Annotated in this window: 14 protein-coding genes; 9 read left to right on the forward strand and 5 right to left on the reverse strand. The window is 38.4% G+C overall.

Features of this window, described 5'->3' with window-relative positions; translation table 11 throughout:
* The first annotated feature begins 99 nt into the window (after window positions 1-99).
* Window positions 100-549, forward strand: a complete 450-nt coding sequence (locus tag ACSQ6I_RS20150; RefSeq protein WP_438892071.1) for an SRPBCC family protein — start codon at window positions 100-102, stop codon at window positions 547-549.
* 97 nt (window positions 550-646) lie between these two features.
* Here ACSQ6I_RS20150 and ACSQ6I_RS20155 read toward each other — a convergent pair whose 3' ends face one another.
* Entirely contained in the window at window positions 647-1471 is an 825-nt protein-coding gene (locus ACSQ6I_RS20155) for a SirB1 family protein (protein ID WP_438892072.1), read from the reverse strand.
* A gap of 626 nt (window positions 1472-2097) precedes the next feature.
* Between ACSQ6I_RS20155 and ACSQ6I_RS20160 the strand changes: the two genes are divergently transcribed.
* The 3 genes from ACSQ6I_RS20160 (at window position 2098) to ACSQ6I_RS20170 (ending at window position 5313) form a co-directional block, all read left to right on the forward strand.
* On the forward strand, window positions 2098-2922 hold the full coding sequence (locus ACSQ6I_RS20160) for a PEP-CTERM sorting domain-containing protein (RefSeq protein WP_438892073.1): 825 nt from the start codon (window positions 2098-2100) through the stop codon (window positions 2920-2922).
* Window positions 2923-3369: 447 nt separating this feature from the next.
* Window positions 3370-4014 carry a DUF4082 domain-containing protein gene (locus tag ACSQ6I_RS20165; RefSeq protein WP_438892074.1) on the forward strand — a complete coding sequence of 215 codons (645 nt, stop codon included), beginning with the start codon at window positions 3370-3372 and terminating at the stop codon, window positions 4012-4014.
* Between the two features lie 441 nt (window positions 4015-4455).
* Window positions 4456-5313 (forward strand): choice-of-anchor L domain-containing protein, encoded by an 858-nt coding sequence (locus tag ACSQ6I_RS20170; protein WP_438892075.1) that lies wholly within the window; start codon window positions 4456-4458, stop codon window positions 5311-5313.
* 145 nt (window positions 5314-5458) lie between these two features.
* Here ACSQ6I_RS20170 and ACSQ6I_RS20175 read toward each other — a convergent pair whose 3' ends face one another.
* Window positions 5459-6247, reverse strand: a complete 789-nt coding sequence (locus ACSQ6I_RS20175) for a DUF1868 domain-containing protein (protein ID WP_438892076.1) — start codon at window positions 6245-6247, stop codon at window positions 5459-5461.
* Between the two features lie 92 nt (window positions 6248-6339).
* On the opposite strand from ACSQ6I_RS20175, the gene holA reads away from it, so the two are divergent.
* Complete coding sequence (holA, locus tag ACSQ6I_RS20180) at window positions 6340-7329, forward strand: DNA polymerase III subunit delta (RefSeq protein ID WP_438892077.1); 990 nt, start codon at window positions 6340-6342, stop codon at window positions 7327-7329.
* Between the two features lie 382 nt (window positions 7330-7711).
* Window positions 7712-8206, forward strand: coding sequence for a DUF4168 domain-containing protein (locus tag ACSQ6I_RS20185; protein ID WP_438892078.1), 495 nt, complete (start codon window positions 7712-7714; stop codon window positions 8204-8206).
* A 491-nt stretch (window positions 8207-8697) separates the two neighbouring features.
* Here ACSQ6I_RS20185 and ACSQ6I_RS20190 read toward each other — a convergent pair whose 3' ends face one another.
* A complete protein-coding gene (locus ACSQ6I_RS20190) occupies window positions 8698-10692 on the reverse strand; it encodes a BamA/TamA family outer membrane protein (RefSeq protein ID WP_438892079.1) in 1995 nt (664 codons plus the stop codon).
* A gap of 479 nt (window positions 10693-11171) precedes the next feature.
* On the opposite strand from ACSQ6I_RS20190, the gene ACSQ6I_RS20195 reads away from it, so the two are divergent.
* Window positions 11172-12512, forward strand: coding sequence for a lipid-A-disaccharide synthase-related protein (locus ACSQ6I_RS20195; RefSeq protein WP_438892080.1), 1341 nt, complete (start codon window positions 11172-11174; stop codon window positions 12510-12512).
* 6 nt (window positions 12513-12518) lie between these two features.
* On the opposite strand, the gene ACSQ6I_RS20200 is transcribed toward ACSQ6I_RS20195, so the two are convergent.
* Window positions 12519-13241 (reverse strand): response regulator transcription factor, encoded by a 723-nt coding sequence (locus ACSQ6I_RS20200; RefSeq protein ID WP_438892081.1) that lies wholly within the window; start codon window positions 13239-13241, stop codon window positions 12519-12521.
* 1084 nt (window positions 13242-14325) lie between these two features.
* Here ACSQ6I_RS20200 and ACSQ6I_RS20205 point away from each other — a divergent pair.
* Window positions 14326-15675 (forward strand): ATP-binding response regulator, encoded by a 1350-nt coding sequence (locus ACSQ6I_RS20205; RefSeq protein ID WP_438892082.1) that lies wholly within the window; start codon window positions 14326-14328, stop codon window positions 15673-15675.
* Between the two features lie 36 nt (window positions 15676-15711).
* Window positions 15712-16836 carry a hybrid sensor histidine kinase/response regulator gene (locus ACSQ6I_RS20210; protein WP_438892083.1) on the forward strand — a complete coding sequence of 375 codons (1125 nt, stop codon included), beginning with the start codon at window positions 15712-15714 and terminating at the stop codon, window positions 16834-16836.
* A 12-nt stretch (window positions 16837-16848) separates the two neighbouring features.
* On the opposite strand, the gene ACSQ6I_RS20215 is transcribed toward ACSQ6I_RS20210, so the two are convergent.
* The gene (locus tag ACSQ6I_RS20215) at window positions 16849-17307 is read right to left on the reverse strand and encodes a response regulator (protein ID WP_438892084.1); all 459 of its coding nucleotides are present in this window, start codon (window positions 17305-17307) and stop codon (window positions 16849-16851) included.
* Window positions 17308-18278 lie beyond the last annotated feature (971 nt).

Genomic DNA, 18278 nt, shown 5'->3' on the forward strand with positions numbered 1-18278 from the left:
AAAGCCGCGACTTCTAGTCGCCAATACTTAAGTTGACTATAAATCAAATCGGATTGCTATAGCTTAAGATAAAAACAGCAATAGCATCACCACCAGAAAATGTCCCAGGTTTTAGAACAATCAATTAAAATTAAAGCCGCTGCTACAGTAGTAGAGCAATGTGTTACTGATTTAACTCTCATGCACCGCTGGCTTAACCCTGTTCTCCGTTGTGAACCTGTGGGAAAAGTGTGGAGTACAGATATCGGCAGTCGTAGTCGATTTATCATTCAAATTCCCGTAATTAAACCTACTTTGAACACAATTGTGATCGAACGACAACCGGGTTTGGTAATCTGGGGATTTAAGGGATTTTTCCAAGGGAGCGATCGCTGGGAATGTCAACCTGTAGCAAAAGGCACACTTCTAATTAACCGCTTTGAGTTTCAGATTCCCAACCCCTTAGTCAGTTGGGGTTTTAACACCTTTGCTGCATCTTGGACAAAAGCAGATATGCAAGCTCAACTGCGTCGTCTCAAACGAGTTGCAGAAGAACTGGCTAATTCGTAATTCGTAATTCGTAATTCGTAATTGAGGAAGAGGGAATAGATAGAAAGTTATTCTTCTCTGCTCCTCTGCCCCCTTCAATCAGAAATTTTGAGTTAATTTAGGTTTTTTTATCCAATTTTGCAAGTAATTGGCGAATTACGTTTGCATCTTCAGCGTCGGGAACCTTGGCTAAATAACTTTGTAAATCGTCTATAGCTTGAGTGAACTGACCAAGTTTATAGTAGAGCAAACCTCTATCTCTCAATTCTAAGCTCACACCAGGAAACAACAATAAAATTCGCTCCACTGCGGCTAGACTTCTTTCTGAATCCTGCTGTTTGAGGTAAATATACTTCAAATTTGCCAGTATTCGTGCTAAAACTTGTCGATTACTAACTGCGGCTAAAAATTCAGGTTTTAAAGTCACAGATTGCTGATAAATTTGCGAAAGCCTTTCTTGGCAATCTTGTGCAAACATCACTTCACCACCATTGAAGGCATCAACAAAAATCTCGATATCAGTAACATCGGGACGAATCAGGAAATGTCCAGGCATTCCCACCCCCACCATTGGGAAATCAATACGTTTTGCTACCTCCAGGTAAACTAGGGCTAAAGTAATGGGAATCCCTGTTCTGCGTTCAATTACATCATTGAAAAAACTATTACGCGGGTCATAGTAATTGATTTTATTACCCTTGTAGCCCAAATCATCGTATAAATACCGATTAATACTTTGAATTACCCGCAGCGGATAGCGGGAAGATGGTAAACGCTCTTGTAACTCAACAGCCATTGTATCAAGGGCGTTGAAATATTCTTCTATATCAATATCAGGATATTCTTCTTGAGCAATATACAAAGCCGCTTTTGCCAAGTTGATAGACTCGTCAGATTGTTGAATCTCCTGGTAAAAATACTGACGTGCTGGCGAGAAATTCATAAGCAATAGGGATGAAGCGACTGAGGGGAAAGGTAAACAGTTTTTTTGTACTTACTCTTATTTTAGGGCATTCAGAGAATTTAGAAATGTATATTTCCCTCGTTCCCAGTGTCCAGATGGCGAGAATACAACGTCTCTATATTTGTAGGAGAGAGATTTGCAGGTAATGATGAACATCATACAAAATAACATTTTTACCGAGTTTTCTTCTATTTGCAATATGCGATCGCACCCACCACCAAGAACCAGAGAAGTTATTGATACTCCATTGTATACAAATCCGTATTTTTACTAGCTTCATCAAAAATTTATATAGCGGTAGCAATTAAATCTCTTACTAAACTTCACTTGAAAGCCTAATTTTGTAAGTATTTTCACGTCCCTCCCCCGAATATAGTAGTTTTCTCTATCAGTGAATTTTCTATGAAGCTGCTAAAAAACGCTTTACATTCATTAAACATTCGTATTTATATTATTGAATAAGGCAACAGTATACCTCAACATTTTCTTACCTATTGAAAAACATAAGTTAAGGAGTTGCCCTATTTAATGATCTGTCATAAGACCATTGAATCGGTAATTATGTGGAGCGCCGCCTTTATTAATTGTTTTTGAGGATTGCATTAATGACTAGATTGAGTTTTGTAAAAATCAAACCAGTTTCAGCTTTAGGCATGGCATCAGCTTTGTCTCTATCTTTAGTGACTTTTCAGTCATCAGCAAACGCCACAGGTATTGTCAGAATTAGTGAAGATGCATTCACCGCAGATGCCGGACTAATAACCTTTAGCGAATTGCCACTCAATACATTTAATCCAACTTACGCACCAACTTTATATGGTGGTGTTGCTGGTGCACCCACTGTAACATTCGGTGGTGTATTCCTGGGTCAAACTGTAGGTGTAGCGCCTTTTCCAGCAGGAGCCAATCCTAATGGAGTTGTCAATGGAACACCCACCGCTTCCTTAACTCTAGATCCCAATTCACCCGCGACCAGAATTACCACTGATTTTTCTAACCCAACAACTCCTGTTTTATCCGGTTCCCCCACATTTAACGGACCTATAAGTATTCTATTTGATACAGATATAGCTGGAGTAGGATTGGATGGTGGCTTTTTCAATGCCATCGGTGGAACTGCAATCAAGGCATTTGACAGAACTGGTGCATTACTCGGATCAGTTACCAATACCGGACTAGGAATCGAATTTCTTGGATTGGTAACTGACAATGGTCAGAATAAGATAGCCGGGCTACAGTTTAGCTTAGTCGGTGCAGAACCATTTGGTTTTGCCATTGACAATTTGCGCTTTGGTCGTGCTGGTCAAGTAGTAGTTCCTACACCTATCACCGTTCCCGAACCAGCTTCTCTCATTGGTATCTTAGGCTTAGGTGCATTCGGCGTTACTTCTCTTCGCAAACGCAAGCAACAAGCCACAGTTAAAGCATAAATTTATCACTAATTTTTTAATTCAATTCTTGCTGTGTTCACTCTGGACATGGCATTTTTTATTTTGATACCAGAGAGATACCTGGTTTTACCTCCTACATATCGCACCTAGACTATGAACACGAAAGAAGTTTCTATATATTTGGCAAATTAACACATCTATCCAAGGTATGAAAATTGTCGAAAACAGCTTTTTAATTCACATTCCCTTTACAAATATTGATACTAACTTCATGATTGCTTTATGTATAAATAACCGTTAACTCTCCTGGCATATGCTTTTGTAAGTTTAGCCACGTAAGTGTTTTGACGCTATCACCTCTAGATTACTAGTTCTTTATATAAGTAAAATTTCTGTAAAGTAGCTAAAAAACTCTTCCTAATGGTTATAAGACCGTATTAGTATTGAGACCATTGAAAGAAGAAAAACTTAAGAGGAAATACCACAATGACAACTGTAAATAAGTTAACAAAGTTATCTATTACTGCTACTGGTGCAGTGTTTGTCTGTCTCGGAATTGCAGGGACTGCCCATGCAGCAGCCATCAACTTTGATTCAACTACTATAGACTCTACTAATGGTAATTGGAGCCTTGGCTTTAAGTTCACTACAAACCAAGATGTTGCTGTCAATCAACTGGGGTTCTATGATGACCTAAAAAACGACTTAACTGAAACCCATGATGTTGGTATTTTTGACGATCTTGGTACTCTTTTAGTGTCAGGAACTGTTAAACCTGGTGATGCACTTGATGGCTGGTTTCGTTACACCTCTATTCCTACCACAATATTAGATGCTGGCAAGACCTTTTTTATTGCAGCAACTACTGGTTCAGAAAATTACACTTGGAATCCTATTAACTTTACAGTAGACCCAGCTATAAACTATGTAACTGATGTATTTAGCTCCAGTTCAACTTTAGTTTTTCCAGATCAAGGAAGTAGTACTGTAAGCCAAGGATTTTTTGGACCTAATTTCAAATATACAACATCCGTTCCCGAACCTGCTTCACTCATTGGTATCTTAGGCTTAGGTGCTTTTGGCGTTACTTCTCTTCGCAAACGCAAGCAACAAGCCACAGTTAAAGCATAAATCTATCACTAATTTTTTAATTCAATTCTTGCCGTGTTCACTCTGGACATGGCATTTTTTATTTTGATACCAGAGATACTTGGTTTTACCTCCTAATATGTGTTCTTACCCAGTGCAGAGGAACGAAAGAAACCACAGAAAATAGAAAATATAGAGATTTTGTGTGTAAGCTCTTTACATTTAACCTTTATTCCCTGAATAGTCTGACACTAGCTTCATAATTTCTTTATGTATAAATATCCGTTAAATCTGCTACAAAATCAGTCTCTAATCCATGTTACGTAAGTGTTTTGTCCTGCTATCTCTCTACATATAGGATTTTTCTCTCTCAGTAAATTTTCTGTGAAGCCACTAAAAAATGCTTTACAGGCACTTTTAGCCTGTATTAGTATTGACAGTATACACAGCAAATAAAAACTGAGTTTCCAAAGAAATCACACAATGAATACTATAAGTGTTTTGAAAAAATTCTCAATGGTAGCAGCAGCGGCAGTAAGTGCAACTGTAGCTCTAGGTAGTCAAGGTGCAGCTTTCGCGTTTACTGTAACCCAAAACAATGACGGTAATACATTACTGAATTCATTACTAGGGTCAAATATTAATGGACTCAGTGGCTTCAGTGTCACAACAACAGGTAACGCAAATGCGTTTGGCTTGTTCAGTGATGATCCATTTGGTTTGGGTTCTGGTGTTGTTCTCAGTACAGGAAATGTTGTAGATGTAGTTGGTCCTAATGATACATCTAGCAAAACTACCAATTATGGAACAGCCGGCGACACTGCCGGATCTTTCGACTTAGCTCAACTAGACATTTCGTTTTTTGCTGACAATACAGTAAGCAATGTCTTCTTTGAATATGTATTTGGTTCAGAAGAATTTTTAGAGTTCGCGGGTAGCCAATTCAACGATTCCTTCGAGCTTTTATTGAACGGAACCAACTTAGCTCTTTTAGCTAACACTAACCCAGTCACTATCAACAACCTGGCAAATAGTCCTACTGGTCCTTTTGACCCTGCCTATATCAATAATATTGGTAATGATACCCAGTTAGATGGATATACCACAAATCTTACTTTTCAGGGTGCTGTAAATAAAAATGCAGTAAATACTCTCAGCATCAAAATTAAGGATGTAGGTGATTCTGCTTTAGATTCTGCTGTGTTTTTAAAGGGCGGCTCTATTAGTGTAGTACCACCTCAGCCAGTTCCCGAACCTGCTTCACTCATTGGTATCTTAGGCTTAGGTGCTTTTGGCGTTACTTCTCTTCGCAAACGCAAACAAGCCGCAGTTAAAGCATAAATCTATCATTTAATTCAATCCTTGCCGTGTTCATTCTGGACATGGCATTTTTTATTTTAATACCAGCGATACCCAGATTTTTTAAGTGTAATTTAGAATTACTTCTAATTCGTAACTAATAAATTAATTACGAATTAGAAATTACTCAAAAATCTAAACTTATCCAGTCTGGTTGACGATAATAGTGTGTCATGTTATCAAATTTCCGCAATTCAACTCTATTGATTAAAATTTCTGGGAAATTTAACAACCATTGTTGATTTAACTCAGACAACATAGTACTGAGTTTTGTGCGGTCTAATTCTGTGGGAACTTCCCCAAAATAGCCTAATGTAATATGGGCTGTAAAGTTATAATGTTGCTCAATTCCCAAGCCCATTAATTTACGATTTTGATAAATTAGTCGGCGGAGTTGAATAATCTCCTCGTAGCTGCGCTCATCTTTGGGTATTAAACAAACACCGACAGCCCTTGGCATTACGATCAGTCCCAGCAGTTGCCAAGAGATTGGATTATTTGCCTTTGTCATGGATTCTTGATACTGTTGAAACAAGTCACCTAGACAAGAGTTCAGTTCTTCGGCAAATTGGGGATTTTTTTCAGTGGCATGAATGAAAGCATGATCCCAGATAAGGTCAGCTATGGTCACATGAAAGCTGGCCGGAGGTACAGGTACAATCAAATCGCAGTTGACTGGTAATTCTAAAAGCGATCGCTGATAAGACTCTATTTGGCTGTAAAAAGCAGCGTTTTCTGTATCCTCTCCCGCAGGTGGAGTAATCAGCGTATAGCCAGGAAAGGGTGCTGGTTCTCTGATTCCAGAATTTGGCTGAAATTTAGAAGATTCCTGGATATGCTGAACTTGGGATCTGTAAGCTTCTGGTAGCGTCATGCGGGCTACCCGATTTAAATAGGTTTGGTAGTTGTCGTCCAATCTTCATTGCCTCGCGATCTCTTGATAGATTGTAGGGAAAATTAGACCATTTTGGGTTTTTGATTTTGGTCGTGTTCGGGGGGGGTTTATTTATGCCAATCTATGTTTACTGGGGTGAGGATGATTTTGCGATTGAAAAAGCGGTGGCTGTTTTGCGCGATCGCATTCTTGATCCCCTCTGGACTAGTTTTAATTATACCGCCTTCCCCCCAGATCAACCCGATGCTATCATTCAGGCTTTAAATCAAGTCATGACACCCACTTTTGGCGCAGGTGGACGCTTAGTTTGGTTGATTAATACCACTCTGTGTCAACAGTGTCCAGAGAATGTCCTAGGGGAATTACAACGCACTTTAGCCGTAATTCCTGAAGATGCGTTTTTATTGCTTACCAGCCGGAACAAGCCTGATGAACGCCTCAAAGCTACAAAATTTTTGAAACAATTCGCTCAGGAGTTCCGGGAATTTCCCCTCATTCCTCCCTGGAAAACGGAATTATTGGTGCAAGCTGTCAATCAAGCGGCTCAAACTGTGGGTGTGAAACTAACTCCCCAAACTGCGGAACTGTTAGCGGAATCTATAGGTAATGATACAAGGCTTCTCTACACGGAAATGGAGAAATTGCGGCTTTTCACTGAAGGTAGCAACAAACCTTTGGACGTAAAAACAGTAACTCAGCTAGTCAGAAATACTACTCAAAATACCTTACAATTAGCAGCAGCGATTAGAACCGGAGATACAGCTAAAGCTTTAGGGATTATTGCTGATTTGATGAATGCCTCTGAACCTGGGTTGCGGATAGTTGCAACTTTAATTGGTCAGTTTCGTACTTGGCTATGGGTAAAGATTATGATGGAAGGTGGAGAGCGAAATCCTCAAGCGATCGCTAAAGCTGCCGAAATTGCTAACCCCAAACGCATCTATTTTTTACAACAAGAAGTTAATTCTCTTTCTGTACAGCAATTAATCTCATCTTTGCCCCTACTACTAGAATTAGAACTTAGCCTTAAACAAGGGGCATCAGAAACCTCAATACTCCAAACTAAAGTTATCGAACTTTGTCAAGTATGTCAGAGACGCTAAGAGTAAGCCACAAAATAAATGATCCTGTTTTGTCATGCTGAGTGTAGCAAAGCGAAACGTTCGCGTTAGCGTGCCGTAGGCTCTAGCATCTCGGAGGATTCTTCACTACACTTCGTTCCGTATGGCTAACGCCACACTTCGTGAACAGAATGACATTGGGCATTTCTTTTTGTGGAGTTCTCTAACTGGTAATTCGTAATATTTTCTGCGGAAACGCTACGCGTTGTCCTTAGCACTACGTAATTATTGATTTTCTTCCCTGCGCCCTGTCCCTATTCCCTGTAAAAATTTAGCTGATTTCGGGTTTACTGGAACTTATTCTTCCTAAAATAATTCAAATCCACTATCATACCTCTAACATATATTCTGTGTCATCTATCGTATGCAGGAAAATTACTTTGTCCTTTTCCGAACACAAATCAGGCAAGTACTGTCTCAGTCCTTGGTATTTGCAACTCTGACTACTACTAGTGTAATTATTAGCACTTTGGGATTGAGTGCCAAAGCTGATGCTCAAGCCTTGACAGTTAACAATACAGAAGTTACCAAGTATGCCGAATCTGTATTAGCAATGGAACCAAAACGGCAACAAGCCTTTGAGGAGATTAAAAAACTGATTGGTGGGAAAGAAATTCCCACAATTGTTTGCAACGAACCCAACAGTATGAACTCCCTACCCAACAAGGCCAAGGATATAGCAGTTAATTATTGCAACGATTCTCAAAAAATTGTTGAAGAAAATGGCTTAAAGATTGACCGCTTCAATAAAATTACGGTAGAACTCCAAACTAACAGTGCTTTAAAACAACAGGTATATAATACTCTACTACGTTTACAGAAGGTTTCTGATCCTAAGTCGGGTGCTTCTGCTCCTTAAAGCAGCATAAATATCCTGATACCATTTATTTATGAGGATGCGCTTTATTCGCCGATGTAGAGACGTTCTATAGAACGTCTCTACTGTATTGATTTGGTGCTATCGAAACAAGTCAAACTCAGAACAGAAAGCAGAGAAAGAAGGCATTATCGCCATCGTTAACTATCCTATCTGTTTGGGTCTTTTTTTTCTTTTTTGTCCTTGGCATCTTTTTTAGGCTTTTTAGTTTCTTTATTACTTTTATGTTCTTTTGACATCAGTTTTATCCAATGAGGTTGACTTAAGTAGGTGGATGCAAAAAACATAACTATCTTATTAAGCAGGGGAAAGGGAAAAAACTTTACCCTTTAACCTTTCCCCTACAAAACTTTACATAGTACCGTTTAGTCCCACCGATGTACTTAATTGAAGCACAAACAAACTATCATTAAACCCAAGGATTTCATCTCCTTAACGGCATTGGAGACATGATTATGAATTATGTTAATGCTCTAAAACCGTTGACCTATGCCAATATGTACTCGGCTATCTCCTTGGTCATTAATTCCATAATCAGCCCGAATTAAGCCCAAAGGTGAGTCAACCCGCACCCCTGCACCATAACCAAAACCATTCCCCGGCTTATTGCGCGCACCCGCAGGATCTCCTATAACAGTGTCACCAGAACCTAAGTCTGAAGCAAAGTCAGCAAAAAGTACACCTCCAGCGATGGGGAAGATGGGAAAGCGATATTCAGCAGAAGCTAACACATAACTGCGTCCACTAGCCACCTTGCCGGCATCATAACCACGCACCGAATTAGAACCACCCAAATTGAAGGTTTCGTAAGGAGGTAAATCACCGATTACAGTTCCAGCTTGCAGATTTAAAGCAAATACTTGTGGCTTGTTGCTGTTAAACAAGTTAACTGGCATAAACTGGCTGTAATTGCCCCGGAGACGATTCATAGAAATCTGACCGTGACCAACAGGAACAGATTGTTCGGTGGTGAAACTGAGGAGAGAACCTTGCGTTGGTTTATTAGGGTTATCTCGTTCGTCTTTGGTGGCTGTGAAAGATACGGTAGTCAGGTCGTCAATTCCATTACCACTAAAAGATAATTGGTTGTTATTGGCATCTTTTGGGGTAATATTACCTTCGCGATCGCGGATGGAAACACGAGTATAATTAAGACCTAAAGAAGCGTCCCAACCATCAACTTCTTGCTGAATACTCACTCCACCACCAATCCTGCCTTCCCTTACTTTGTCACCATTTTCTAGCTTGATAGTATCGTCGAAAGTATCCGAAAGTTCCCTTCTACGGAATGTTTTGATGTTATATCCAAAGCGATCGGGGGTAGTTGCCCGATAGGGACTGTTGAAATTAGTATTAAACAGTACATCCTGTCTATTAACTTCAATATTTGCAGCCAATGTATCATTGACACCGCCAACATTTTGATCTTTATAGCTAACAATGACTGATATCCCATCATCAGCATTGTAACCACCACCCAAGTTAACCGATCGCGCCCCAACTTCTTGGAGTTCGTAGATTAAATCAGCTTTGCTTGCATCCCCTTCAAAAGCAACATTGACGGTTTTAAATAAGCCTAATTTATATAAACTTTGTACATCTTGCTGGGCTAATTTGTCTTGAAAGACTTGACCTGGTTGCAACTTGAGTTGCTGTCTGAGAAACTCAGTTTGAGTACGTCCCTTGACTGGGTTGCCTTTACTATCAACCTTTTCTCCCTCTTCAGTCAAAAAGCGAAATTTGACATCAGCTACCAAACCTTCAGCCACATTGACTGTGAGAATACCTTGGCGGCTGGGTTTAATGGATAGTACTCTACCTAAGGTATAACCGTTTTCTGTGTACCACTGATTAATTTGTTGGACTATTTGCTGGAGTTTGGCTGGACTAATATCTTTTCCAATCTGATTTTGAAAACTTTCTAAGGCTACTTTATAATTAAGAACCTTTGCACCAGATAGTTGTAAGGCTTGTACGACTACTGGCTTGACTTGATACACCACATTCAAACCAGCGGATGTATTACTACTGTTGACATTGGCACTAGCAAATAAACCAGTATCTAAAATTGCTGTTATATCTTTTTGGAGTTGGTTTTGACTGGTATTCCCACCTATTTGGGTTTTAATAACGTTGCGAATTATCTGCTCTAATTCTGGATTAGCACCAACTATCTGGACATTGGTGGCAATAACTACTAAATTGTTATCTGTAGTCAAGTTGTTATTGATATTTTTCGGTACAACCACAGGCTGAGAGCTAAATTCTATGGCATAAGTAGTTTCTGGAGATGCTACGGTTTCTACCTGTGCTGTTTGAGTTTCCACAAATGGGACGACGATAACATCGCTGGTTGCGTTTGCTTCCTCCTGATTTGTGGTTTGAGTCGGTACAGCATTTGCTTTTTGTGTGATATTACTAGCAACTAAAGTAGCTAAGGTAAAAATTGCCGCAGAAGAAACTCGCATAATTAATATTGATTAATTTAATTAACTGGTAGTTAGTTGCAGTCAGGGCAAGTCCTGGGGATAATGCTAATTTCTAGCTTTTTGCCGATTTATATCCCTATGCCAGTAAATCAAGAGACTGTTAATTGTAATTTTTTGTTTCTTGTCAATTATTTCTAATGCCTAAAACAGATTTAATGAGTATTTATATCTAGATATTCTAGAGTTTTTTTACCAGATGATATTTAGGTTGATTTAGTGCGATCGACAATACTTATTATCAGATTTTATGATCACAAATTGCAATACTCTGCAAATATTACTAATCTAAGGGACTTCCAAATAAAAAAATGTACAAAAATTTCTTGTGGTGCGGGCATCTTGCCCGCAAATTATCAAGGACGGGCAGGACTTGTACTGAGCTTGTCGAAGTATGCCCATCCCACAAGACTGGATAATTTATTTTCTGGTGTTCCCTAAAATCCAAAATCTAAAATTCTATGAGTGATTTATCCCAATTACCTTTAGTTGCGAACTCGTCAGATACGGCTTCTCGGTTGCAGTTACTAGTTTTAAGTAATGGTCACGGTGAAGATATTATTGCTGTGCGTATTTTACAAGAATTGCAACGGCTATCTTCACCACCAGATATCTTTGCTTTACCGATAGTTGGTGAAGGACGTGCTTATCAACAGTTAAATGTGCCTTGTATTGGTTCGGTGCAGACTATGCCTTCTGGTGGTTTTATTTATATGGATAGTCGCCAATTGATGCGTGATGTCCGTGGTGGGTTGGTGCAACTGACTTGGACTCAAATTCAAGCTATTCGTCGTTGGGTGAGTTCTCAAACGAAATTAGGTCATAAAAAGGCTATTTTAGCGGTGGGAGATATTGTCCCGCTGTTGTTTGCTGCTGTCAGTGGTGCTAATTATGCTTTTGTGGGGACGGCAAAATCTGAATATTATGTGCGAGATGAGGTGGGTTTATTACCCAGGAAGTCAAAGTCGGCTCGTTGGGAAAATTTTTCTGGTTCCATTTATCATCCTTGGGAAAGGTTTTTGATGAGTCGTCGTCGTTGTTGTGCAGTGTTTCCTAGAGATTCGCTGACAACGCAAATATTAAAAAAGTGGTCAATTCCAGCTTTTGATTTGGGGAATCCGATGATGGATGGCTTGGAATCGACTTTGAGAACTCCAAGATTTTATGGTGCTGATGTTGAACAACAAGAAATTGTTCGTCCTTTGATGGTGACTTTGCTGCCTGGTTCCCGTGCGACTGAGGCTTATGCTAACTGGGAGATAATCATGATTGCTGTATCTGCTATGAGCGCTAGTTGGCAGGATCGAGATTTGGTATTTTTAGGTGCGATCGCTCCTGGTCTAGATATCAATATTTTAGCTCAAACTTTGCAAATCCACGGCTGGCAAAGATCTACAGTCTCTCCTGTGCAGCTTTCTGACCCCGATTGTATAATCTTTAAACAAAAAAATGCTTATTTAATTCTCACTCAAACTGCTTATAATGACTGCTTACATTTAGGAGATTTAGCGATCGCAATGGCAGGAACAGCAACAGAACAATTTATTGGTTTAGGTAAACCTGCGATCGCTATTCCGGGTCAAGGCCCTCAATATAACCCTGCTTTTGCTGAAGCGCAAAGTCGTCTTTTAGGAGTGTCTTTAACTGTGGTGAACCAACCAGCAGAAGTTCTCCAAGTAGTGCAATCCCTATTCAAAAATCCCGACCTGATCCAAACAATTGCCGAAAATGGCGTTCAACGCATGGGACAACCTGGTGCAGCGAAACGGATTGCCGAATGTTTACAAGACCGATTAGGATAAATAGTCTTAACCAACCAACCCAGAACGCAAAGCGCGAACCGCAGCTTGGGTACGGTCATCCGCACACAGTTTATTCAAAATATTGCGAACGTGAGTTTTGACTGTTCCCACTGTGATGTAAAGCTTTTCCGCAATTTGCCCATTACTACAACCAGCCACAATCAACTCTAAAATTTCCAATTCCCGTTGAGTCAGAGGATAGGTTTCCAGCACCTGTTCATATTCAGTCGCCAACGCCTCGATTTTTACAGTCTTTGGTTTATCAGAGGCGAGACTTTCTCCTGGTAAACCCAATCGCATCTTCTTGAGTACCACATTAGCGATCGCTGGATCAATCCAAGAATTACCAGCATGAGTCGCTTGTATAGCCTCGGTCAATTTATTAATACTTGTTTCCTTCATATAATAAGAATCTGCCCCTGCTGCAAAAGCCGCTAGGACTGCATCTTCTGTATGATCCATTGTCAAAATCAAAATTTTTGTATTCGTTTGTCCAGTTTCGGCTTGATAACGCTTAAACTTGCGGGTTAGTTCAATCCCATCCATATCTGGCAAACCAATATCTACTACCGCTACATCTGGTTTAGTCGTTTCCAAAAGTTTTAGACCTTGGGTAGCATTTGCCGCTTCCCCAATAACTCTTAATCCGCTGTGTGACTGCAATGCAGCCCTTAGTCCCATGCGGGTTAAATCATGATCCTCAATTAAAAGAATGCTAATTTCACTCATCGTTACACCTAACTAGAATATCTGACCGCTTATTTAAAGTTAAAACTTTTTGTAACTATTTGATCTTATTTCTCCAAACCAAAGATAGATGATATTTAGTTTCACTTGCATCCGTCGATAGAAATAATAAAGTTGATTTGTTTTATGTTGGGTAGAAGTAAAAATCTAGCTACGGATATATGGCTATTATTTTTTAAAACATGAAATATGGATACGAATGTAAAATTATCTGACCTCTTTGTCATGACTTAACCATAATTAATCAACTTTTAACTTCATAATTACACAATGTAACAACTAACGAGGAGTAAATTTAATCTCGCTGAATATTAGTTTAGCACATCAAAGCATAATTAGGCATACCTAAGGAAAACTCTGACAATTCTGTTAGTAGCAAACCATAGTCAACAAGGAATAAAAGTGATTTAAACAAACTAGGTGAAATCAAAAATGAACATCAGAGCTTACTATTGATTTAGCTTTAAATGTTAGAACTCCAACTCTCAAAATATGCACTTAAAACTAGTTAATAGTAAATGAGTCAGACAATTTTGGATTTTGGACTTCGTCGTGAGTTTCGACAAGTCTTACAGTGAGCTTGGTCGAACTGCTCAACTACCGCGCTCAGTCGAACAATTTTGGATTAATCCCACGGATTAATGTGGGGGCTTGTGCCATCAAGGAATCATTGCTCAACACTCACTAATCAATACAGAGAAATTTTCTAGTGGGTAAAACTGCTCAAGCTTCTGGTACACAATGTTTATATGCAACTCTCACTAATGGCTGAGGACGGTGAATCATCTACTCATTTACAATTGTGTTGAGATGGATAAAGTATTTTATTTTACTTTATATCGACCTTGCCTAATTTAGAAGAGAATTATTTTCATCTAGATAATGGAAGAATGGAGGACGATAAATTGAGTTTCATGAACATCAATTAGATAATGTGTAAAATCCCTGAATTACTCTATATCTATATCTGATGATACACAAAAATTTTGAATTCTGTAGTTACATAGTTTTCACATGGAAATGCTGTACATCAATATTCTTGAACAGCGAAAATAAATAAAAACTGATGGAAGAGACGCTGAAAATTTTGGTTGTAGATGATGATGAAGTAGATCGCATGGCAGTTCGGTTAGCCCTGACGAAAGCAGGTGTTTATATGGAATTGTGTGAGGCCAGTGATAGTAACAACGCACTCTCTGCCCTCAAAAGTAATAACTTCGACTGCGTGTTTCTAGATTATCGCTTACCAAACCAAGATAGTTTAATTTTAATTAACAAACTACGCTCTTCAGAAATCAAAGTTCCTCTAGTCATCCTCACTGCTCCAGAAGATGAACAAATCGCTATTGAATTAATGGCAGCAGGTGCTACAGACTATATTCTTAAGTCCAAACTATCTTCGGTAAATTTGGCTCAGATTTTGCGGAGTGCGATTCGATTATACGGCGCACAAATTAAAGCAGATTTGGCATATCAGAAGTTAAAAGAAAGTCATGAACAACTAATTAATCAAAACCAAGAATTGGAGAAACAACGCCAACAAATTCAGGAACAAAATTTAAAACTGTTAGAAGCATCACGGCTCAAATCACAATTTTTAGCAACCATATCGCATGAATTACGAACCCCAATGAATGCTATCATTGGTTTCTCTCAAATCCTGTTACGTCCCAAATTTGGTCAACTTACTCATCAGCAAGCGGATATGGTGGAGCGTATCCTCAATAATGGTAAGCATTTGTTAATGTTGCTAAATGAAGTACTAGATTTTTCTAAACTGGAATCTGGTAGATTAGAGCTAAAACCGGAAATATTTGACTTCTCAAAAATAGTTAATAATACGGTATTGGAAATACGTTCCTTAGCTGAAGCTAAAAAGTTATCTTTGCTTGTAGAAATTGACTTAGAAAACACTTTAGTATTTAATGATCCAATTCGAGTACATCAGATTTTAATTAACCTCCTTTCCAATGCAGTTAAATTTACCGAATATGGAGGTATTTGGGTAGAAGTTAAAGAAATTATTTCCAAAAATCGGATCACAATTACTATTCGAGACACAGGAATTGGCATTTCTCCTCAAGATTTTCAACATATTTTTGAAGCATTTCGGCAAATAGATCAAGGTATTAGCCGTAAATATCCTGGAACAGGTTTGGGTTTAGCAATTATTAATTCATTAGTACAAATGATGGGGGGTAAAATATTTCTAGAAAGTCAATTAGGAGTAGGCTCAATATTTAAAATTGAATTGCCTCGTCAAATAACATTAGCACCTAGTTCTCATTCAGGAGATAATTATAGTTTAAGTTTAAGCAGTGGCGATGGTTTTTTTTATTCTGCTCAAAATCCACCCGAATTTCCACCATCTCAATCTAGCAAAGCTGTGATGAATTATCCTCACATAAAAATGTAGATTAATTGAGATTTATTTCAAAAAAGTTGATAAATTATGTCTGTTGTCAAGAGTGATAAAGTTGACCGTATCCTCGCCGTTGATGATACTAGAGATAACCTAATTTTAGTGCAAACAATTTTAGCAAGCGAGGGCTATGAAATTGACTTAGTATCAGATGGTGCAACTGCTTTGCAAAAAGTATTACAATCTCCACCTGATCTGATTCTACTAGATGTAATGATGCCAGGGATGGATGGTTATGAAGTCACACGTAGAATTCGTCATCATGCCGATCTCAGCTATATTCCCATATTGTTAATTACAGCCTTTCACGAATCTAGCGTAGTGGAAGGATTAGATGCTGGTGCTGATGATTTTATTCGCAAACCATTTGATACAGATGAACTACTAGCCAGAGTGCGATCGCTCTTGCGACTTAAACACAGTATCGACGAACAACAAAAAATGACACGTCAGCGAGAAGATTTTGTCTCTCGTCTGACTCATGATTTACGCACACCCCTCGTAGCTGCTGATCGAATGCTGGCATTGTTTCAACAAGAAACTTTTTGTAAGATATCTCCAGAAATGAAACAAGCCATTTCTGTCATGATTCGCAGTAACCAAAATTTAATGCAAATGGTCAACACCTTACTAGAAGTCTATCGCTTCGAGGCAGGGAAAAAGACCTTGAATTTGGAAAAATGCAACCTACAGGAAATAGCCGCAGAAGTAATCAGTGAACTAACTCCTCTTGCTAGTGAGAAAAACTTGACTCTCAAATTAGATACTCATCAGTTAAACCAGCTAGGGAATCATGCTGGAATTCTTATTGGCGATAGACTAGAACTACGACGAGTGTTGAATAACTTAATCGGTAATGCTATCAAGTTCACAGATACAGGTGGTGTCGAAATCCGCATTTTTGAAACCTTATCCACCAAGACTGAGCAAAGTGGAATCTTAATTGAAGTTGCAGACACAGGTTATGGAATTTCCCCTGAAGATCAAGCAACAGTTTTTGAAAGATTTCGTCAAGGTAGAAACAAAAGATCCGGTAGTGGCTTAGGACTGCATCTATCACAACGAATTGTAGAAGCACACGGTGGAAAAATAGAACTTTCCTCAGAATTAGGTAAAGGTAGTATATTCACAGTGAGACTACCTAAAGAAAATTGATTGCGATTATACCTAATTTTCCCGACATACTTCAAACTCCAAATAAGGCTCGATTTTGTCATCAAGCAAACGACAAATGATCGCCTCTAAATCCTCAAGCATATAGGGTTTGCTAATATAGTCATTAAAACCTGCTCTGAGGATACGCTCTTGGTGTTCCCGACCAGCTAAAGCTGTAACTGCAACTACTGGAATATTGCAAGTTAGAGGCTCGCGTTTTAGATATCGAGCAACATCTAGACCGTTCAGACTAGGTAACAAAATATCTAACAAAATCAAGTCTGGCTGATACTCTTTTGCTACTAATAGTGTGGTGGAACTGTCCGATTGACAAATAAATCTGCACCCCAGTAACTCTAGAGCATAACTAAGTAACAGCAGACTATCATCATGATCCTCGACTACCAAAATCAAAGGTGGCTGAGAGCTTTGCTTCTTTTCATCACTCATGAATGAATGTGTCAGATACATCTCTTCTCCAGAAAATTAAATTGGGATTTATCATCTTTCTAGTAAAAACAATAATCCCGCGAGCCATAAGAGAGTGCTTATTCAGGATTAGCGCGTGTATTGCTGGCGCTCAGTTGATCATCTTTCCCTGCAACAAAAAGGAAAGAAAAACTCAATCCAAATAGCTTTAGCAAACACACCTTGATTATATGCAAAATTGCAGAATATTTTCCTAATAGTTTTACAATAACTTTATATATAAAAATTAGATAGTTATTTATATTAGTATCACTAATAACCAGTCTGTCAGTAATATTGCAAAATAAACAACTTGATTTACAGCATATAAACCAGTATGAAAATACACTAATAAATTGATAGATCAGGAATTTTACTAGCCTTTTTACAGCAGATTAAAATATCCATTAATATATCTTGATTACTGCAATAAAGCTATTTACAAATATATTTAAATTTAGGGAAAATTGGTAAATAAATAGTCCCTTATCAAGGTTTTTATGTCAGTGAAATACAGTGTTTCATTGCCAATTAGCTAGGAGTGGTATCTCCCCACCCTCCATCTTATTGCATCCAACAGAGAACCACTATAGCAATGAATATACATTAGTCAGTTGGTAAAAAAGTTAGCTAATCCTCGCTGAAACGTAAATATTTTAAGCATAATACTTGACATAGTGGCGTATAATGTATTATATGTAGTATTTGAATGGGTGCTACGCTAATTATTTAACTCCTTTCCTAGTTGATTTGGGTAATTTCCCATCTTAATAGCTTTTAAATTATGTAAACTTATGTAATATTATTTTTCTTTTCCAAAACCGATAAAAATTACTTAATCTTACCACTTGCGTCCCCAAATAGTTGCAAGTAATAAAAACTTGGAGGTTAGCTTAAAAGTACAATACGTGTAATAATTTACCAATAGAGTTTCTTAGCAGTAAGAAATAATTTTGTTTTGGTAACTGACACAC

The organism is Anabaena sp. WFMT, assembly GCF_051781005.1.
GTDB lineage: Bacteria > Cyanobacteriota > Cyanobacteriia > Cyanobacteriales > Nostocaceae > Anabaena.

Bases quoted from the DNA above. Each gene is read 5' to 3' on its own strand.
- ACSQ6I_RS20150 (WP_438892071.1), top strand. From the start codon at position 100: ATGTCCCAGGTTTTAGAACAATCAATTAAAATTAAAGCCGCTGCTACA.
- ACSQ6I_RS20155 (WP_438892072.1), bottom strand. From the start codon at position 1,471: ATGAATTTCTCGCCAGCACGTCAGTATTTTTACCAGGAGATTCAACAA.
- ACSQ6I_RS20160 (WP_438892073.1), top strand. From the start codon at position 2,098: ATGACTAGATTGAGTTTTGTAAAAATCAAACCAGTTTCAGCTTTAGGC.
- ACSQ6I_RS20165 (WP_438892074.1), top strand. From the start codon at position 3,370: ATGACAACTGTAAATAAGTTAACAAAGTTATCTATTACTGCTACTGGT.
- ACSQ6I_RS20170 (WP_438892075.1), top strand. From the start codon at position 4,456: ATGAATACTATAAGTGTTTTGAAAAAATTCTCAATGGTAGCAGCAGCG.
- holA (WP_438892077.1), top strand. From the start codon at position 6,340: ATGCCAATCTATGTTTACTGGGGTGAGGATGATTTTGCGATTGAAAAA.
- ACSQ6I_RS20185 (WP_438892078.1), top strand. From the start codon at position 7,712: ATGCAGGAAAATTACTTTGTCCTTTTCCGAACACAAATCAGGCAAGTA.
- ACSQ6I_RS20190 (WP_438892079.1), bottom strand. From the start codon at position 10,692: ATGCGAGTTTCTTCTGCGGCAATTTTTACCTTAGCTACTTTAGTTGCT.
- ACSQ6I_RS20195 (WP_438892080.1), top strand. From the start codon at position 11,172: ATGAGTGATTTATCCCAATTACCTTTAGTTGCGAACTCGTCAGATACG.
- ACSQ6I_RS20200 (WP_438892081.1), bottom strand. From the start codon at position 13,241: ATGAGTGAAATTAGCATTCTTTTAATTGAGGATCATGATTTAACCCGC.
- ACSQ6I_RS20205 (WP_438892082.1), top strand. From the start codon at position 14,326: ATGGAAGAGACGCTGAAAATTTTGGTTGTAGATGATGATGAAGTAGAT.
- ACSQ6I_RS20210 (WP_438892083.1), top strand. From the start codon at position 15,712: ATGTCTGTTGTCAAGAGTGATAAAGTTGACCGTATCCTCGCCGTTGAT.
- ACSQ6I_RS20215 (WP_438892084.1), bottom strand. From the start codon at position 17,307: ATGTATCTGACACATTCATTCATGAGTGATGAAAAGAAGCAAAGCTCT.